This is a genomic window from Vibrio ordalii ATCC 33509 (assembly GCA_000257205.1).
Classification (GTDB): domain Bacteria; phylum Pseudomonadota; class Gammaproteobacteria; order Enterobacterales; family Vibrionaceae; genus Vibrio; species Vibrio ordalii.
In genome coordinates, this window is record AEZC01000112.1 from 1 (window position 1) to 17,168 (window position 17,168).

Annotated in this window: 15 protein-coding genes, 1 riboswitch and 1 other annotated feature; of the genes, 3 read left to right on the top strand and 12 right to left on the bottom strand. The window is 45.1% G+C overall.

Features of this window, described 5'->3' with window-relative positions:
- Positions 1–117 precede the first annotated feature (117 nt).
- Both clpA and clpS read right to left on the bottom strand, forming a co-directional pair.
- Positions 118–2,388: an ATP-dependent Clp protease ATP-binding subunit ClpA gene (gene clpA / locus VOR_RS0108265; RefSeq protein ID WP_010319242.1), complete on the bottom strand. Its 2,271-nt coding sequence runs from the start codon at positions 2,386–2,388 to the stop codon at positions 118–120.
- 42 nt (positions 2,389–2,430) lie between these two features.
- A complete protein-coding gene (clpS, locus tag VOR_RS0108270; protein ID WP_010319243.1) occupies positions 2,431–2,751 on the bottom strand; it encodes an ATP-dependent Clp protease adapter ClpS in 321 nt (106 codons plus the stop codon).
- A gap of 473 nt (positions 2,752–3,224) precedes the next feature.
- Here clpS and cspD point away from each other — a divergent pair, with 473 nt between their 5' ends.
- On the top strand, positions 3,225–3,461 hold the full coding sequence (cspD, locus tag VOR_RS0108275; RefSeq protein ID WP_010319244.1) for a cold shock domain-containing protein CspD: 237 nt from the start codon (positions 3,225–3,227) through the stop codon (positions 3,459–3,461).
- 78 nt (positions 3,462–3,539) lie between these two features.
- Here the strand turns inward: cspD and VOR_RS0108280 are convergent, their stop codons facing one another.
- A complete protein-coding gene (locus VOR_RS0108280; protein WP_010319245.1) occupies positions 3,540–5,765 on the bottom strand; it encodes an NADP-dependent isocitrate dehydrogenase in 2,226 nt (741 codons plus the stop codon).
- 361 nt (positions 5,766–6,126) lie between these two features.
- On the opposite strand from VOR_RS0108280, the gene VOR_RS0108285 reads away from it, so the two are divergent.
- Entirely contained in the window at positions 6,127–6,810 is a 684-nt protein-coding gene (locus VOR_RS0108285) for a pseudouridine synthase (protein WP_010319246.1), read from the top strand.
- Positions 6,811–6,861: 51 nt separating this feature from the next.
- Here the strand turns inward: VOR_RS0108285 and hisIE are convergent, their stop codons facing one another.
- The 9 genes from hisIE to VOR_RS0108330 all read right to left on the bottom strand — a co-directional run bounded on the left by hisIE (position 6,862) and on the right by VOR_RS0108330 (position 16,027).
- Entirely contained in the window at positions 6,862–7,497 is a 636-nt protein-coding gene (gene hisIE / locus VOR_RS0108290) for a bifunctional phosphoribosyl-AMP cyclohydrolase/phosphoribosyl-ATP diphosphatase HisIE (RefSeq protein WP_010319247.1), read from the bottom strand.
- Positions 7,494–8,267: an imidazole glycerol phosphate synthase subunit HisF gene (gene hisF / locus VOR_RS0108295; RefSeq protein WP_010319248.1), complete on the bottom strand. Its 774-nt coding sequence runs from the start codon at positions 8,265–8,267 to the stop codon at positions 7,494–7,496. The genes hisIE and hisF overlap by 4 nt, the downstream gene beginning before the upstream one ends.
- Complete coding sequence (gene hisA / locus VOR_RS0108300; RefSeq protein WP_010319249.1) at positions 8,249–8,986, bottom strand: 1-(5-phosphoribosyl)-5-[(5-phosphoribosylamino)methylideneamino]imidazole-4-carboxamide isomerase; 738 nt, start codon at positions 8,984–8,986, stop codon at positions 8,249–8,251. The genes hisF and hisA overlap by 19 nt, the downstream gene beginning before the upstream one ends.
- A 13-nt stretch (positions 8,987–8,999) precedes the next feature.
- Complete coding sequence (gene hisH, locus VOR_RS0108305) at positions 9,000–9,650, bottom strand: imidazole glycerol phosphate synthase subunit HisH (protein WP_010319250.1); 651 nt, start codon at positions 9,648–9,650, stop codon at positions 9,000–9,002.
- Positions 9,650–10,723, bottom strand: a complete 1,074-nt coding sequence (gene hisB / locus VOR_RS0108310; RefSeq protein WP_010319251.1) for a bifunctional histidinol-phosphatase/imidazoleglycerol-phosphate dehydratase HisB — start codon at positions 10,721–10,723, stop codon at positions 9,650–9,652. Before hisB ends, hisH begins: the two co-directional genes overlap by 1 nt.
- Positions 10,724–10,804: 81 nt before the next feature.
- A complete protein-coding gene (gene hisC / locus VOR_RS0108315; RefSeq protein ID WP_010319252.1) occupies positions 10,805–11,845 on the bottom strand; it encodes a histidinol-phosphate transaminase in 1,041 nt (346 codons plus the stop codon).
- Complete coding sequence (hisD, locus tag VOR_RS0108320; RefSeq protein ID WP_010319253.1) at positions 11,845–13,143, bottom strand: histidinol dehydrogenase; 1,299 nt, start codon at positions 13,141–13,143, stop codon at positions 11,845–11,847. The genes hisC and hisD overlap by 1 nt, the downstream gene beginning before the upstream one ends.
- Before the next feature lie 5 nt (positions 13,144–13,148).
- Positions 13,149–14,045, bottom strand: a complete 897-nt coding sequence (gene hisG, locus VOR_RS0108325) for an ATP phosphoribosyltransferase (RefSeq protein WP_010319254.1) — start codon at positions 14,043–14,045, stop codon at positions 13,149–13,151.
- A gap of 53 nt (positions 14,046–14,098) precedes the next feature.
- Positions 14,099–14,235, bottom strand: a sequence feature (His leader region).
- A gap of 190 nt (positions 14,236–14,425) precedes the next feature.
- Positions 14,426–16,027 (bottom strand): Na+/H+ antiporter NhaC family protein, encoded by a 1,602-nt coding sequence (locus VOR_RS0108330; protein ID WP_010319255.1) that lies wholly within the window; start codon positions 16,025–16,027, stop codon positions 14,426–14,428.
- A 116-nt stretch (positions 16,028–16,143) separates the two neighbouring features.
- A riboswitch (Lysine riboswitch) is annotated at positions 16,144–16,325 on the bottom strand.
- A gap of 418 nt (positions 16,326–16,743) precedes the next feature.
- Here VOR_RS0108330 and VOR_RS0108335 point away from each other — a divergent pair.
- The gene (locus VOR_RS0108335; protein WP_010319256.1) at positions 16,744–17,157 is read left to right on the top strand and encodes an H-NS family histone-like protein; all 414 of its coding nucleotides are present in this window, start codon (positions 16,744–16,746) and stop codon (positions 17,155–17,157) included.
- The last annotated feature ends 11 nt before the right edge of the window (positions 17,158–17,168 follow it).

Consider the following 17,168-nt stretch of genomic DNA (forward strand, 5'->3'; position numbering starts at 1 on the left):
AACGGAGCTAAATGCTCCGTTTTTTGTTGCTTATAGAACTGGATTAAATGCAATGCATAGAAGAAAGCACGCCTCAGCGTGCTTTTGTTATTAGGTGATAAGCATCGGGATTACCGATTAGTGAACCGCTTCTTCACGAGAACCAATGTACTTAAACTTAAGCTCTTCGCCATCTAAATCCACTTTCACTGTGCCACCATCGACCAACGAGCCGAACAACAACTCATTCGCTAATGGTTTTTTCAGCTTATCCTGAATCACGCGGCCCATCGGACGAGCGCCCATCTCAATGTCGTAGCCTTTCACAGCCAACCAATGACGAGCATCCTCCGAAACCTCTAACGATACCCCTCTCGCATCAAGTTGAACTTGTAGTTCAACAATAAACTTATCAACCACTTGATGGATAACACGCTCATCCAAACGATTAAACCAGATGATGTTATCTAAACGGTTACGAAATTCGGGTGTGAATACTTTTTTAATCTCTGACATCGCATCGAAACTGTTGTCTTGTTGGATAAGACCAATCGATTTTTTCACTGTCTCTGCAACACCTGCGTTGGTTGTCATCACCAAAATGATGTTACGAAAATCTGCTTTTCGCCCATTGTTATCGGTTAAAGTGCCGTTATCCATGACTTGAAGTAACAAGTTGAAAATATCAGGGTGCGCTTTCTCAATCTCATCAAGTAGCACCACTGAATGTGGATGTTTGATTACCGCATCAGTTAGCAAGCCACCTTGGTCATACCCAACATAACCAGGAGGAGCACCAATTAAACGACTCACCGAGTGACGTTCACCATACTCAGACATATCAAAACGCAGCAGCTCAATGCCAAGTAGCTTCGATAACTGAACGGTCACTTCCGTTTTACCCACACCCGTTGGGCCAGCAAACAAGAATGATCCCACCGGTTTATTATCGGCACCTAAGCCAGCGCGTGAGAGTTTGATCGCCTCACTCAATACATCGATAGCGTCATCTTGTCCAAATACCAACATTTTCATTTTTCTATCAAGGTGTTGCAAAATGTCTTTATCGGAAGAAGAGACCGATTTTTCTGGAATACGCGCCATTTTAGCAACCATCGCTTCAATATCGGCCACTCCAACGGTTTTCTTGCGGCGACTTGCAGGTGCCAACCTTGAACGCGCACCCGCTTCATCAATCACATCAATCGCTTTATCTGGCAAATGACGTTCATTGATGTATTTTGCCGAAAGCTCTACGGCCGCACGTAACGCTTTATTGGTGTAACGTACATCATGGTGCGCTTCATATTTTGTTTTCAGGCCCATAAGTATCTTAGTAGTGTCATCCAACGATGGCTCAACCACATCGATTTTTTGAAAACGGCGAGCCAGCGCGCGCTCTTTTTCAAAGATGTTGTTGTACTCTTGATAAGTTGTTGAACCGAGGCAACGCAATTTGCCACTACTAAGCAGCGGTTTGATTAAGTTAGCCGCATCAACTTGGCCACCAGAAGCCGCACCCGCACCGATGATGGTATGAATTTCATCAATAAATAGAATCGCGTCTTGCTCTTTTTCAAGCTGTTTCAAAATGGTTTTAAAACGCTTTTCAAAATCGCCACGGTACTTGGTTCCGGCGAGCAATGAGCCGATATCCAGTGAATAAATAACGCTATTTTGAATGATTTCAGGCACTTGGCCTTCCACAATGCGCCACGCCAGCCCTTCCGCAATCGCCGTTTTACCGACTCCCGCTTCTCCCACTAACAGCGGATTATTTTTACGGCGACGACACAACACTTGAATGGTTCGTTCTAGCTCTTTATCACGCCCAATTAGCGGATCAATCAACCCTTGCTTTGCCAATTGGTTGAGGTTGCTGGCAAAGCTTTCCAAACGTTCATCAGAACTGACTTCATCAGCTGATTCGCTGCTAAAAGAGTCGGAAGAGGCTGAATTATCACTTGCGCTGGAATCTTTAGTGATGCCGTGCGAAATGTAGTTGACGATATCTAAGCGACTGATGTCATTTTTTTTCAGTAAGTAAGCCGCGTGTGACTCCTGCTCACTAAAGATTGCAACCAATACATTCGCCCCGGTGACTTCATTGCGGCCAGAGGATTGCACATGAAATACAGCACGTTGCAGCACACGTTGAAAACTCAACGTGGGTTGCGTTTCACGTGTTTCGTCACTTTCAGGAATAAGAGGTGTGGTTTGATCAATAAAAACATCAAGCTCTTGGCGTAAGGCATCCAAATCCGCTTGGCAGGCTAATAAGGCCTCTCTGGCTGCATCATTTTCCAATAACGCAAGTAGGAGGTGCTCGACGGTCATGAATTCATGTCTTTTGTCTCGCGCTCGAGCGAACGCGCCGTTTAGACTCGACTCTAGTTCTTTATTAAGCATAAGTACCTCCTTAAGGAACCACTTTGTTGCTCCAGCAATCGACTACGCTTGCTCCATAGTACAAAGCAGTGGATGCTCATTTTCCCTTGAGTACAAAGTAACTTGAGCTACTTTGGTCTCTGCAATCTCAGCACTAAACGTGCCACAAATTGCTTTCCCTTCATAATGCACCTTGAGCATTATCTGTGTTGCTTTGTCGATATCCATCGAGAAGAATCGCTCAAGGATTTCAATCACAAACTCCATCGGCGTGTAGTCATCATTATTGAGAACTACGTTGTACATCGCTGGTGGTTTAATTGCTGTCTTCTCTTTCTCCAGAAGATCTGAGTCTGGAGTCACCCATTCAAAATGTTTACTCATGATGACCGTATTTAGAGTGCTTCTCTACCTAGTGGAACCGTGTGCCTCTCAGTAACCATTGTGTCGTTCGAATCTATTAATGTTATTAGTGCTACCGACACAGTTGAAAAACAACCCTTACTTAGAGACTAATGCAGCAATTGTATCGCTGCAAATAAAACATTGCTATTCCGAACTATCAACGGCGTAGTTGATTAAAAAGAAAACAAAAGCAACTGCTTTCTTTAACTATTTCATTCTTAACGCCCTATTTAATCGTTACAACAATGTAAACCTTAAAAATGATTTATTTGCAAATATGTCGAGTATCATACCTTTTGCCTATTGACTGCGCCGAATCATTGACTACATTGGTCAATTAGTGACTAAAAATTTGGCAGCGTCTGAATTGATATTCACATTCGGGTAACGTTTTTAAGATAAGTTTCTCGATAACAACATCAGTAACTAAAATGCAATGAGGGATGTAAAGCATGGCTACAGGTACAGTAAAATGGTTTAACAACGCCAAAGGATTTGGGTTTATTTGTCCAGAAGGTGAGGATACCGATATTTTTGCTCACTATTCAACCATTCAAATGGAAGGCTACCGCACACTCAAAGCGGGCCAACAAGTTTCCTATGAGATTGAACAGGGGCCGAAAGGTTATCACGCTAGCGCTGTTGTTCCAATCGAAGGTCAACTTGTCGAAGGTCAACTTGCAAAATAATCGCTGCCAAACGTGTATTTGATGAAAAACCCGCCGAACTGGCGGGTTTTTTATTACTTAGAGGTGAATAACTGAAGGTTAAGCGCCAATGATCGCGTTCAAGGTTTGGCTTGGACGCATTAGTGCTGATGCTTTTTCAAACACTGGCGCATAGTAACCACCCAAATCACCAGGAGTACCTTGTGCTTGATTCAGCTCAGAGACGATAACCTGTTCATTTTCTTGCAGCTGCTTCGCAATCGGTGCGAATTCCGCCGCTAAATCAGCATCCGCCGTCTGCTCTGCTAAGGCCCCAGCCCAGTAGGTTGCAAGATAGTAGTGACTGCCACGGTTATCAAGCTCACCAACTCTGCGCGATGGTGATTTATTGAGATCAAGGAACTTACCAGTGGCTTTATCAAGCGCATCGGCTAGTACTTTCGCTTTTGCATTTCCAGTGACAACACTCAAATGTTCCAAAGACGCCGCCAGCGCCAAAAACTCGCCTAACGAGTCCCAACGCAAGTGGTTTTCTTTCTCAACCTGCTGAACGTGTTTTGGTGCAGAACCACCAGCACCTGTTTCAAACAAGCCACCGCCATTCATTAAGGGAACAATCGACAACATTTTAGCCGAGGTACCAAGCTCGAGAATGGGGAATAGATCTGTGAGGTAATCACGCAGTACGTTACCCGTAACTGAGATGGTATCTTTACCCGCTTTGAGACGCTCAAGTGTGAACTGAGTCGCTTCAACAGGTGATAGGATCTGAATATCTAAGCCAGCCGTATCATGATCAGCAAGGTAGACGTTGACTTTTTTGATCAATTCACGGTCATGCGCACGCTGATCGTCTAACCAGAAAATCGCAGGAACACCAGTAGCTCTGGCACGAGTCACGGCCAGTTTCACCCAGTCTTGGATCGGTGCATCTTTCACTTGGCACATGCGGAAAATATCACCAGCTTCAACAGTTTGCTCTAGCAATACTTTGCCGGAGGTATCCACAACACGTACCGAACCCGCGGCATCGAGGATAAAGGTTTTATCGTGCGATCCATATTCTTCAGCTTTTTGCGCCATAAGGCCCACGTTTGGCACACTGCCCATCGTTGTTGGGTCAAATGCGCCATGCTTTTTACAAAAATCAATCACCGCTTGATAAACGCCAGCGTAGCAGCGATCTGGGATCAGTGCTTTGGTGTCTTGTTGCTTGCCATCTGGCCCCCACATTTGACCAGAAGCGCGCAGCATTGCTGGCATTGACGCATCAACAATGATATCGCTTGGGACATGTAGGTTAGTAATGCCTCGGTCAGAATCAACCATCGCAAGTGGTGGTTGCGTGTTATAAACCGCTTGAATCGCGGCTTCAATTTCTTCTTTCTGTGCTTGTGGCAATGCTTGAATTTTCGCGTAAACATCGCCTAGGCCATTGTTGACATCAACACCTAATGAGTCAAACAACGCGCCATACTTCGCAAATACGTCTTTGTAGTACACTTTAACGGCATGGCCGAAAATGGCTGGGTCAGACACTTTCATCATGGTTGCTTTCATGTGTAAGGAAAGCAGCACATCTTGCTGTTTCGCTGCTGCGATTTGTTGCTCGAAAAACTCAACTAACGCTTTTTTGCTTAGAACTGAAGCATCGATAATTTCTTTATCCAGCAGCGCAAACTCTTTCTTTAAGACTTTAGTCGAGCCATCATGGCCGACAAACTCAATTTTGACCTTAGTGTCACCTTCAATGGTGACTGACTTTTCTGTCCCATAGAAATCTTTGTCTTGCATGCTGGCAACATGTGAACGGGATTGCGGTGACCATGCGCCCATTGAATGTGGGTTTTTCTTCGCATAATTCTTGACTGATAATGGTGCACGGCGATCGGAGTTACCTTCACGCAACACAGGGTTAACCGCACTGCCTTTGATTTTATCGTAAGTCGCTTTAATCGCTTCTTCTTCGTAGGCACTTGGTTCTTCAGGATAATTTGGTAGGTCGTAACCTTTTTCCTGCAACTCTTTAATCGCGGCTTTCAATTGTGGGACCGATGCCGAAACGTTAGGCAGTTTAATAATATTCGCTTCTGGTTTGGTCGCCAGTTCACCTAATTCGGCAAGCGCATCACTTACACGTTGATTTTCTTTTAAATGTTCTGGGAAGCTGGCGAGGATACGCGCAGCCAGTGAAATATCGCGGGTTTCAACGCTAATGCCTGACGAGGCGGTAAAGGATTGGATAATCGGCAATAAAGAATAAGTGGCCAGTGCTGGTGCTTCGTCTGTAATGGTATAAATAATTGTAGGTTTTTCTGTAGGCATGAAAAATTTCCCTATTTGTTCTAGCAGCACCATTGGATGAAACAGCGCTGTGTGATTGTCCGTGTCAAGTGGGTTAGCATCCTCGCGACTTGAACACGATAGCGTCACTCTTTCAAAAACTGAATCGAATGTCGTTGAGCGTGATCCGATTTTAGTCATTGAGTGAAAATAGATATACACTCAAACCCTTTATTGATACTGAATCCAAATAGTATGGGTTGAGTATAATTAAACAAAACTAGGATAATAGTCTATTATCTTGTGCGTCAATCCTGTTTCTGGGCGCGCAAATCATAGCTTAAATCCAAAGTTCAGAAAACTTTCAAACACACTTCATTTACATTTTTGCAAGGTAGTTAACATGTCATCCCGCTTGCGTCGTGATTCCTCATCAGTATCAAAACCCTCAGGCTCTTCTCATTTTAAACGGCGCGATCCACATCAGCGTTCGACCGCCCGCTCCTTTTCATCTGCAGAAGAGGTAAAAAAACGAGTATCGCTTGCTGATCGAAAAGTCATCATCTTTAATAAGCCTTTTGATACGCTAAGCCAGTTTACCGATGGTGATGGGCGCAAAACTCTCGCTGATTTTATTCCCGTAAAAGAGGTGTATGCCGCAGGTCGCTTGGACAGAGACAGCGAAGGTTTGATGGTGCTCACCAATGACGGCATCTTGCAAGCAAGACTAACGCAGCCGCAGTCAAAATTACCAAAAACGTATTGGGTTCAAGTGGAAGGAGAACCCGCTCAAAACGATTTAGATAAATTACGCCAAGGTGTAGCGCTAAAAGATGGCATGACGCTGCCTGCCAAGGTTGAGATTTTGCAACCACCTACCTTGTGGGAACGTAATCCACCGGTTCGTTTTCGCGCACAAATCCCAACCACATGGCTTGCGATTACCATTACTGAAGGTAAAAACCGGCAAGTACGACGTATGACAGCGCATATTGGCTTTCCAACACTGCGCTTAGTGCGCTACGCGATGGGCGACATTGTTTTAGGCGATCTACAACCCGGAGAGTGGAAAGAAATTACCCTCTAACACCGCTCTCAAAAAAACAGAAGCCTCTTTATTTAAGAGGCTTCACTGTGTTTATTTATGGCGTTCTTTAAGCTTATCAATGACATCACTCAACGCTAATCCTTGGTCTTGCAATAGCACCAATAAGTGATAAATCAAATCAGCCGACTCGCACACTAACTCCGCTTTATCGCCCGTCGCCGCCGCAAGCGCAACTTCAACGCCCTCTTCGCCCACTTTCTGCGAAATACGCTTGGTTCCACGGGCATAAAGGCTGGCAGTATAAGAGGAATCAGGGTCGGCACTCTTGCGGGCAGCCAATAGCTGCTCAAGCTGATGAAGCCACACCATTTGAGACTCTTCTTGTGCATCGTTATCCCAACAGGTTGTAGTTCCGGTATGGCACGTTGGCCCAATGGGATTCACTTTGACCAATAAAGTGTCGTTATCACAATCGAGCGCCATGTTTTTCAACTGTAACACATGACCAGAGGTCTCTCCTTTGGTCCAAAGGCGCTGCTTGCTGCGAGAAAAGAAAGTCACTTGGCCTGTTTGCGCGGTTTTTTGCAACGCATCTTGGTTCATATAACCCATCATGAGCACTTGACTCGATTGAAAATCTTGCACTATCGCCGGAACAAGGCCATCAACTTTGTTCCAATCGATACGCTCAGAAAGTGCAACCGCACTCGATACTTGAAAACTCATCGTCTTACCTCTACACCTTCTGCTTGTAAATATTGTTTTAATTCGCCGATATTGATGATCTGCTTGTGAAAAACCGATGCCGCCAACGCGCCATCGACATGAGCTTGTTGGTAAGCTTGCGCAAAGTGCTCCATCGTCCCCGCCCCGCCAGAAGCGATAAGTGGCACGCGACACACAGCACGTACCTTCTGGAGTTGCTGTAGATCATAACCATTACGCACGCCGTCTTGGTTCATCATATTCAATACGATTTCACCCGCACCACGTTTTTGTACCTCTTGTACCCAATCGCAAGTTTGCCACTGTGTTGCTTTGGTGCGCGTCTCATCGCCAGTAAATTGATAGACCTGGTACTGACCCGTGTCTTGATCGAAGTAAGAGTCGATGCCGACCACAATACATTGCACGCCAAATTTATCCGCCAAGTCAGTAATCAACTGTGGGTTAGCGAGTGCTGGAGAGTTAATGGAGACTTTATCTGCACCAAATTCTAAAATTCGCTCAGCATCTTCGGCAGATTTAATACCGCCCGCGACGCAAAATGGAATATCAATCACTGCCGCGACACGCGCAACCCAACTTTTATCCACCACTCGGCCATCACTCGACGCGGTAATGTCGTAAAACACCAACTCATCCGCGCCCTCTTCGGCGTAGCGTTTTGCAAGCGGTACGATATCACCAATGATTTCGTGATTGCGAAACTGCACCCCTTTCACTACTTGTCCATCGCGGACATCCAAACAAGGAATTATGCGTTTTGCCAACATTCGAATGCCTCCTGAGCGGTGAACTTACCATCTAATAAGGCACGACCGACGATCACGCCAGCAACACCACTGCCTGTTAAGGCTTTGATGTCCGCTAAGCTACCGATACCACCTGAGGATTGAAACTGTACTTGTGGGTACTGTTTGCATAAATCGATATACAACTCAACGTTAGAACCGGCTAGTGTGCCATCGCGGGAAATATCAGTGCACAATACGTGCGTCAAACCGACCGTTAGGTAATCATCAATCAAGGCTTCTATCGTTACACCTGAATCTTCTTGCCAACCTGAAATGGCCACTTTACGTGTGCCGTATTGATCAATGTTGATGTCGAGCGCTAGCACAATTTTTTCTGCGCCATATTTTTCCATCCATCCTTTGACTAATTCAGGCTGTTTTACGGCCGTAGAACCGACAACCACACGCTGCGCACCCGCATTTAATAAATCCACCACATCTTGCTCACTACGAACACCGCCACCAATTTGAATCTTGGCAGGGGTACTGGCAAGCAGTTTGGCAATCAGATCAAGCTGTCGGGCTGAGGTATCGTTTGCCCCCGTTAAATCAACAAGGTGCAGCCAGTTGGCTCCAGATTGGTGATAAAGGTTGAACTGCTCTGCAGGGTCAACTTTGTATTCGGTAACTTGACCATAATCGCCTTGAAATAAGCGAACCACTTGGCCATCAATTAAATCTAATGCTGGAATAATCATTACTAATTCCCTTTTATAATTCCAAGAAGTTCTTAATCAGTGCTGAGCCGGCTTTGGATGAGCGCTCTGGGTGAAATTGCACACCATAGTAATTACCGCTTTGCAGCGCCGCGGTGAAAAGCTTGCCGTATTCACATTCAGCAATCGTGTATTCACCGACGGGCATGGCGTAGCTATGGACAAAATAGAAATATTCACCCTGCTCAATGCCTTTAAACAGAGGATGGCCGCTTTCGGCATTGACCGTGTTCCAACCCATATGTGGCAGTGGTAAATCGCCTGTATCCATCAGGCGAACCTCTCCATCACATAAGCCTAAACATTCAACAATGTCATTAGCTTGCTGTCCTTTTTCTTCTGACAGTTGACCTAACAGTTGCATGCCTAAGCAGATGCCGAGCAGTGGCTTTTCAACCTGTTTCACCAAGGTGATTAAATCGCGCTGTTGCAGATTTTTCATCGCCTCACTTGCCGTACCGACACCGGGTAAAAACAGCTTATCTGCCGTCAACACCACATCAGGATCTTTTGAAATAGTGACTGGGTAACCCAAGCGTTCGATGGCAAATTTCACGGAAGAAACATTAGCGCAGCCTGTATCAATGATGACGACCTTTTGCGGCTGGCGGCTGTTATCACTCATCGCTTCACGGACTGACGACATTACAGTACTCCTTTGCTGCTAGGTAGTTCATTGCCTTCCACTTTAATGGCTTGGCGCAATGTGCGGCCAAAAGCCTTAAACAAACTTTCAATAATATGGTGATCATTCTCGCCACTGGATGAGAGATGCAGCGTACAGGCCAAAGTGTCGGTTAATGAACGGAAGAAGTGATATACCATTTCAGTGGAGAGATCGCCGATTTGCTCACGTGTAAAGGTGGCCTCAAATTTCAGATAAGGGCGACCCGAGAGATCGAGCGCACATTGTGCTAAACACTCATCCATCGGCAACGAAAAACCAAAACGACCAATGCCGCGCTTATCGCCTAATGCCTCTTTTAAGGCTTGCCCAAGTGCTAATGCGGTATCTTCAATGGTGTGGTGATCATCAATGTGCAGATCCCCATTAACGCTCAACTTCAATTGAAAACCGCCATGGGTTGCGATTTGGTCAAGCATGTGGTCAAAAAAACCTAACCCAGTAGCAATTTGATTGCCGCCCGCTTCATCCAAATTGACCGCAACTTTAATGTCGGTCTCTTTAGTGGTTCTCACCACTTCGGCGCTGCGCGATTTCACGGTCAAGTCTTTAACTATTTCACGCCATCCCATACTTTTCGGATGATACTGAATGCCACGGATCGCCATATTTTCAGCCAGTTGCAGGTCGGTCATTCGATCGCCAATCACCACTGATTGCTGAAAATCGACTTTGCCTCCTTGCAGATACTCTTTAACCATCCCCAGTTTGGGTTTGCGGCAAGAGCAATTATCTTTTTCAAAGTGCGGGCAAATCAACACATCATCAAAGAGCACTCCTTGGGACTGAAAAATATCCATCATCATCGCATGAGGGGCATCGAAATCGGCTTGAGGATAGCTATCCGTCCCCAGTCCATCTTGGTTGGTGACCATTACCAGCCGATAACCCGCAGCCTGCAAAGCCAGTAGGCTTGGGATCACATACGGCTCTAGTTTCAGTTTGTCTAAACGATCAACTTGGAAATCGACCGGAGGCTCAACAATTAAGGTGCCGTCACGATCAATAAAGAGAATTTTTTGCTGTTTGCTCACTGGAATATCCTTTTCTATTGGCCAGTAACGTTACTTAAACGACTGGCTCTTTATTCATTTTGGGCTATTTATGGTGCTCGATTACTGATAATAATTGCGAATAAAAGCGAGTGTTTTTTCACACTCTTCGCGATTACCGATACTGATCCTCACGCAATCTTCAATCGGAGAATTGCGTAAAATGATGCCGTGATCCCAAGCGGCTTTAAACAATGCATCGCCATCGGGAAATTTCACTAATAGGTAGTTTCCCCACCCTTCAAACACAATTAAATTGGGCACCATATACAACCCTGCTTGTAAGTAAGCACGGTTTGCATTGAGATCCAACACTTGGAATTTGGTACGAGCCAGCCCAGCTTCCGATAACGCTTGCACGGCAATGTCTGCTACCGGAATTGGCACGGGATAAGGTGCAATTACCTTCTGCAGCACATCAATCAGCTCTTTATTGGCCAAGGTAAAACCGCAGCGCAAACCGGCAAGCGCAAACGCTTTAGATAAGGTGCGTAAAATCGCCAAATTCGGGTATTGCGCTAATAAATCAACGGTTGAGGCTTCTGGACAGAAATCAATGTAGGCTTCATCCATCACGACAATAGCGCGGTCTTTAGTCATTTCCAGCAAAGCAATAATATCTTGGCGCTTAACCAAATTACCGGTTGGATTATTAGGACTACAAACGAAGATCAACTTCACGCTGTCCAAATTGGCACGAATGGCTGGCAGGTCGAGCTGCCAATCCGCTGTCAATGGCACCACTTTACGCTCGACACCGAACGTTTCAGCGCTAATCGCGTACATACCATAAGTCGGCGGACAGTATAAAATAGCGTCTTGATTGGGCTCACAAAATGCGCGGATCAAAAGCTCAATCCCTTCATCAGCACCACGTGAGGTCAACACCTGCTCTGGCTGTACCTTGGCATAAGCCGCATACGCATCGATCATGGCTTTGGGTTGGCAATCACTGTAACGGTTCAAACGCACAAAATCGGTTTTGTACTCATTATTGAATGGCGATTCGTTGGCATTGAGCCACACATCACCACTGCCGCCAATACGGCGAGCCGATAAGTAAGGTTTTAGTGCTTGAATTTGCTTACGAGCCAGTTTTTCCATTATTTTTTCGCCTTTTGCAATTTTTCGACTCGAATGGTGACCGCACGTTTGTGTGCATCCAATCCTTCAGCTTCTGCCATTGTGACCACGGTTGGCGCTAACCCTTGTAAGCCCTCTGCGCTGAGTTCTTGCACCGTCATGCGCTTACTAAAATCAGCTAAACCAAGGCTAGAATAAGTACGGGTGTAACCGTATGTTGGCAAAACGTGGTTGGTACCCGAAGCGTAGTCACCGGCTGATTCTGGTGACCAATCACCTAAGAAAATTGAGCCGGCGTTATCAAGTAACGGCAACAGTTCACGAGGGTTCCGCGTTTGCACAATTAAGTGCTCTGGGCCGTAGTAGTTCGAGATAGAAACCGCTTGGGTCAAAGAGTCAGCGATAATGATCAAACTAGAAGCCAAGGCCTTTTCTGCAATGGCGGCGCGAGATAAGCTTTTTAGCTGCTTTTGCACTGCATCTGTTACTTGATCGGCAATCACCGCTGAAGGGGTCACTAACACAACTTGTGAATCAGGCCCGTGCTCAGCTTGGCTAAGCAGATCAGCCGCGATGAAATCGGCATCAGCCGTATCATCAGCAATCACCAACACTTCCGAAGGACCCGCTGGCATATCAATCGCTGCACCGCGAAAGTCATTGCTCACTTGACGTTTTGCTTCTGTCACGTAGGCATTACCGGGGCCGAAGATTTTGTCCACTTTAGCAACGGATTTAGTCCCATAAGCCATTGCTGCAATCGCTTGACCACCACCAATGTTATACACCTCATCAATGTTACACAGCTTGGCCACGTAGAGGATTTCGTCCGCAATCGGTGGCGGTGAGCAAAGCACCACTTTACGGCACCCTGCAATTTGTGCAGGAACACCCAACATTAATACGGTAGAAGGTAAAGGCGCACTGCCTCCGGGAATGTACAAGCCCACCGTATTAATTGGACGCGTCACTTGCTCACACACCACTCCCGGCTGCGTTTCCACTTTGATCGGTTGCAGCTTTTGTGCTTTATGGAACTTAGTAATGTTCTCATAAGCTTGTTGAAGTGCTTGTTTCATCTTGTCAGAAAGACGCTCGCACGCCGCATCAATCTCACCACTTGAGCCGCGAATTGAATCCGGTTTCACGCGGTCAAATTTTTCAGTTAACTCAATTAACGCTTGGTCACCTTGCGCTTTCACCTGCGCAATCACGGCGCTCACGGCAGCAGTGACATTGGCTCCTTCAGTAATGGCCGGGCGTTCTAAAATTGAATCTTGCTGAGTTTCACTCAACGATTGCCAAACGACAGTTCTCATCGCCGTTACTCCATCATTTTATCGATAGGTAAAACCAAAATAGAACTCGCCCCTAATGCGTTTAGGCGCTCCATGGTTTCCCAAAATAGGTTCTCGGTACTGACCACATGTACTGCAACGCGATTTTTCTCCGCCGATAAAGGCAGCACTGTTGGGTCTTCCGCCCCCGGGAGTAAGTCTTTAATCGCTTCTAATTGATCAACCGGAGCATGCAGCATGATGTATTTGGACTCTTTGGCTTGAATCACGCCTTGCATACGCGTCAATAAACGAGCAATCAATGCTTGTTTATCTTCACTGAATTCACCTTGACGCTGAATAAGTGTTGCTTTGGATTGGAAGATAACTTCAGCCTCTTTGAGGCCATTCGCTTCTAATGTTGCGCCGGTAGAAACAAGGTCAGCAATCGCATCAGCTAGGCCAGCTCGTGGTGCAACCTCAACAGAACCGGTGAGCACACAAGTGCTAAAATCAATGCCCTTTTCATCCATGTACGCTTTGAGTAGCTGCGGATAAGTCGTGGCGATGCGTTTACCCGCCAAATCTTGAGGACCGTTGTATTGCTGATCTTTATTGATCGCAATGGATAAGCGGCAGCCACCAAAATCAAGACGGCGCAGTGAAACAAACTCACTTTTCTTATTTTGCGACAAGCGTTCTAAACGTACCTCTTCCAGCTCATTCTCACCAATGAAACCGAGATCAACCACGCCGTCCATCACCAGCCCGGGTATGTCGTCATCACGTACTAGTAGTAGATCGATCGGCATATTGAGAGAGTGAACGACAAGACGCTCACCCATGATATTGAATTTCACGCCGCATTTTTTAAGTAAGTCTTGGCACTCTGAGCTCAAGCGGCCTTTCTTCTGGATGGCAATTCTTAGGCGTTGTGTTTGCATGACAATTTCCCTGTGCAATGTATTGAATGTATTTGGAATTAAGTTAAAGCAAAATGAAAAAACCCTCGGGAGATTTGCGTTCTCCCGAGGGTTTTAATCTAAATGCTTTGACTTAACCACCGGGAGTTTCCTGCCTCCCGGGTATGCGTACACCTCCCCGAAAGATTATTTAGGGCGATGGTGATGAATGTTCATTACAAAATTACGCATACTTATCAGCTCTTATTGGTTTGCTGTCTTGACTCCACACTAACCAAGCTGATGTTCTTTTTCAACTAAAAATTTTGCTTTTTTAAAATCTTTTTTCACCGTCGTGCACCAGTAATAAAAAAGGGAAACTTTCGCTTCCCTTTCATCAACTCTATTTAACCAAAATACGGCTACAACGTCTCGCAATGTGTCATTTTTGATTTCGCCATAGCGGCCATAATCATGCACACAATGATAAATGCGACAGAGGCACAAGCCAACGAGATCAGCACTGACGCTGTCATTCCTAAAACAACAAAACCAACACTCGAAACCAAGGCCGTAGCCAGTGCATACGGTAATTGTGTCGCAACGTGATCAATGTGGTTACAGCGCGCGCCTGTCGACGATAAAATGGTGGTGTCAGAAATAGGAGAACAGTGGTCACCAAAAACAGAACCCGCAAGTACGGCGCTTAACATTGGCAGAATGAGAGCGATATCTGTTGCCGCAGCCATGTCTCCAGCAATGGGCAGCATGATGCCAAACGTTCCCCAAGAAGTGCCGGTTGAAAACGCCATCACGCCCGATAGTAAGAATAAGATGACAGGTAGCCAATGCGGATCAATATTACCTTGAACCAAAGATGACATGTACGCACCGGTTTTCATGTCCCCAATAACAGAGCCAATTGTCCACGCAAAAATCAGGATCAAAATCGCACCAAACATCGACTTCGCACCGATCCACAATGTATGACTGATGTCATTCATTGGCAGCTTTTGCTTAAACACAGTAAACAGAGCCATCGCCAAGCCAACTAGTCCGCCGTAAATCAACGAAGCGCCAACATTGGTGTTTTCAAACGCACCCAGCAGATCAAATGCTTTACCGTCTGCGGCTAAAGATTGACCACCCGTAAATAACATGGCTGAAACCGTTGCAATGATCAGTAATACGATAGGCAGAACCAGATCCAACACTTTGCCATGTTCACTCTCTTTGATATCAAGCTCTTCATTTAACTCATGTGCGTCTTGGCTATCGTTTGCATTTACGTCGTCAAATCCACGGCCTTGGGAAGCATTAATTTCATGCTGGCGCATTTGACCAATATCTAACTGGAACCACACCACAGCAAAGACCATCAACAGAGCAAAAATGGCGTAAAAGTTCATCGGTACTAAACGGATATAAGCGTCTAATGCCGAATATTCGGTAATTCCGTGAGAAACGAGAATACCGCCAATAATCGTCATAATGTACGCGCCCCAACTAGAAGCAGGCATCACAACGCACATCGGTGCTGCAGTTGAATCAAGGATATAGGCAAGTTTAGCGCGAGATACATAAAAGCGGTCAGTCACAGGGCGAGAAATAGAACCTACGGCCAAACTATTAAAATAATCATCAACGAAAATAAACACACCCAAAAATGCCGCCAGCAGTTTTGAGCCACGTTTACTTTTTACGCGGATTTGTGCCCATTCAGCAAAAGCACGAGTCCCGCCAGACAAAGTTAACAGCGCGGTCATCATACCTAATAAAAGCAAAAATCCGACGATACTCATATTCCAAGTGTTAATGCCGCCATCAGCAACAAAGACGCTCGATACCTTAGTAACAACATAACTGAATGCGCTGCCAACAGAATAATCCGCGAGTAATACAGCGCCTAATACAATACCGACACCTAATGAAACAAGCACTCTGCGTGTAAGAACAGCCAAGCTTAATGCCACTAGAGGCGGTAACAGAGATAGAGGAGATGATGCAAAATCGATTAAATTCATGATCTTCAAAAACCAGTAAGTAAATGGTTAGAGATCTACTGCAGACAAATTACGAGCAAAAATAACAACGTAATTCATGTTGAACTAAGCGAAAGGGAAGCGAACACTTCACCCAACCCCACAGTAGCGCTCCATAGTTTAAAAAAAATAGACTATGGCAGTGTTGTTCCTATTCGAATACAACCCCAGCAAGCGGCTTTAATGTACACACTTACTTCGGCGATAAAACCTTTCACTTTTGTTCATTGGCATTACCCCAACAGAAGTTACTATTTTCCACCGCACCTCTACGTCAAAGAAAGAACAATAAATCACCATTATTCAGCTATTTTAATAATGATAAATCTCTTACTTCGCTTTAGGTAAATGACATTGTACTTAACAACAAATGCATTGCAACCGATCATGTCATTAAAATGCATCAATTATCGATCACATTCATGAAGAAACGTTGAGACTTCTTTCATAATGTGGTGCAATGAATATCACGAGGATTATAATAAAAACATTAATTATAACTCTATCTAAAAAGCACTGATGCTCTTCTTGATACTACTACTTATGTATGAAATCAGCTCATCATTAACAAGTTCATATTTTTTTTGATTTTTATTCAACTATAAAAATTTCATTAATATTTTAATCTAATATTGTAAGTACCAATTCTGCAGTTTATTATTGCTGAGTCGACTAAATTAAATCAAATAGGAATAGTCATGTCTGAATTAACAAAAACTCTACTTAATATTCGTAGCCTACGCGCTTTTTCCCGTGAACTCACTCTAGAGCAGCTTGAAGAAGCACTAGATAAATTAACGATCGTTGTTCAAGAACGCAGAGAAGTGGAAGAAGAAGAACGCTCTGTTCGCGCAGAGCAAGAAGCGAAGCTGGCAGCGATTGCAGAACAGATTGCTAAAGATGGTATCGATGTTAGTGCCCTAATATCGGCACTTTCTGGTGAAACTAAGAGCAAAGTTAAAGTTCAAGGCAAACGCGCACCTCGTCCAGCAAAATACAAATATCTTGATACCAATGGCCAAGAAAAAACATGGACAGGTCAAGGTCGTACACCTTCGGCAATTCAAGAGCAACTTGATGCAGGTAAATCTTTAGAAGAATTCGAGATTTAATAACTCTTTAG

What these genes read in the sequence shown, in the direction of transcription:
- clpA (WP_010319242.1), bottom strand. Translation starts at nt 2,388, where the DNA reads ATGCTTAATAAAGAACTAGAGTCGAGTCTAAACGGCGCGTTCGCTCGA.
- clpS (WP_010319243.1), bottom strand. Translation starts at nt 2,751, where the DNA reads ATGAGTAAACATTTTGAATGGGTGACTCCAGACTCAGATCTTCTGGAG.
- cspD (WP_010319244.1), top strand. Translation starts at nt 3,225, where the DNA reads ATGGCTACAGGTACAGTAAAATGGTTTAACAACGCCAAAGGATTTGGG.
- VOR_RS0108280 (WP_010319245.1), bottom strand. Translation starts at nt 5,765, where the DNA reads ATGCCTACAGAAAAACCTACAATTATTTATACCATTACAGACGAAGCA.
- VOR_RS0108285 (WP_010319246.1), top strand. Translation starts at nt 6,127, where the DNA reads ATGTCATCCCGCTTGCGTCGTGATTCCTCATCAGTATCAAAACCCTCA.
- hisIE (WP_010319247.1), bottom strand. Translation starts at nt 7,497, where the DNA reads ATGAGTTTTCAAGTATCGAGTGCGGTTGCACTTTCTGAGCGTATCGAT.
- hisF (WP_010319248.1), bottom strand. Translation starts at nt 8,267, where the DNA reads ATGTTGGCAAAACGCATAATTCCTTGTTTGGATGTCCGCGATGGACAA.
- hisA (WP_010319249.1), bottom strand. Translation starts at nt 8,986, where the DNA reads ATGATTATTCCAGCATTAGATTTAATTGATGGCCAAGTGGTTCGCTTA.
- hisH (WP_010319250.1), bottom strand. Translation starts at nt 9,650, where the DNA reads ATGTCGTCAGTCCGTGAAGCGATGAGTGATAACAGCCGCCAGCCGCAA.
- hisC (WP_010319252.1), bottom strand. Translation starts at nt 11,845, where the DNA reads ATGGAAAAACTGGCTCGTAAGCAAATTCAAGCACTAAAACCTTACTTA.
- hisD (WP_010319253.1), bottom strand. Translation starts at nt 13,143, where the DNA reads ATGAGAACTGTCGTTTGGCAATCGTTGAGTGAAACTCAGCAAGATTCA.
- hisG (WP_010319254.1), bottom strand. Translation starts at nt 14,045, where the DNA reads ATGCAAACACAACGCCTAAGAATTGCCATCCAGAAGAAAGGCCGCTTG.
- VOR_RS0108330 (WP_010319255.1), bottom strand. Translation starts at nt 16,027, where the DNA reads ATGAATTTAATCGATTTTGCATCATCTCCTCTATCTCTGTTACCGCCT.
- VOR_RS0108335 (WP_010319256.1), top strand. Translation starts at nt 16,744, where the DNA reads ATGTCTGAATTAACAAAAACTCTACTTAATATTCGTAGCCTACGCGCT.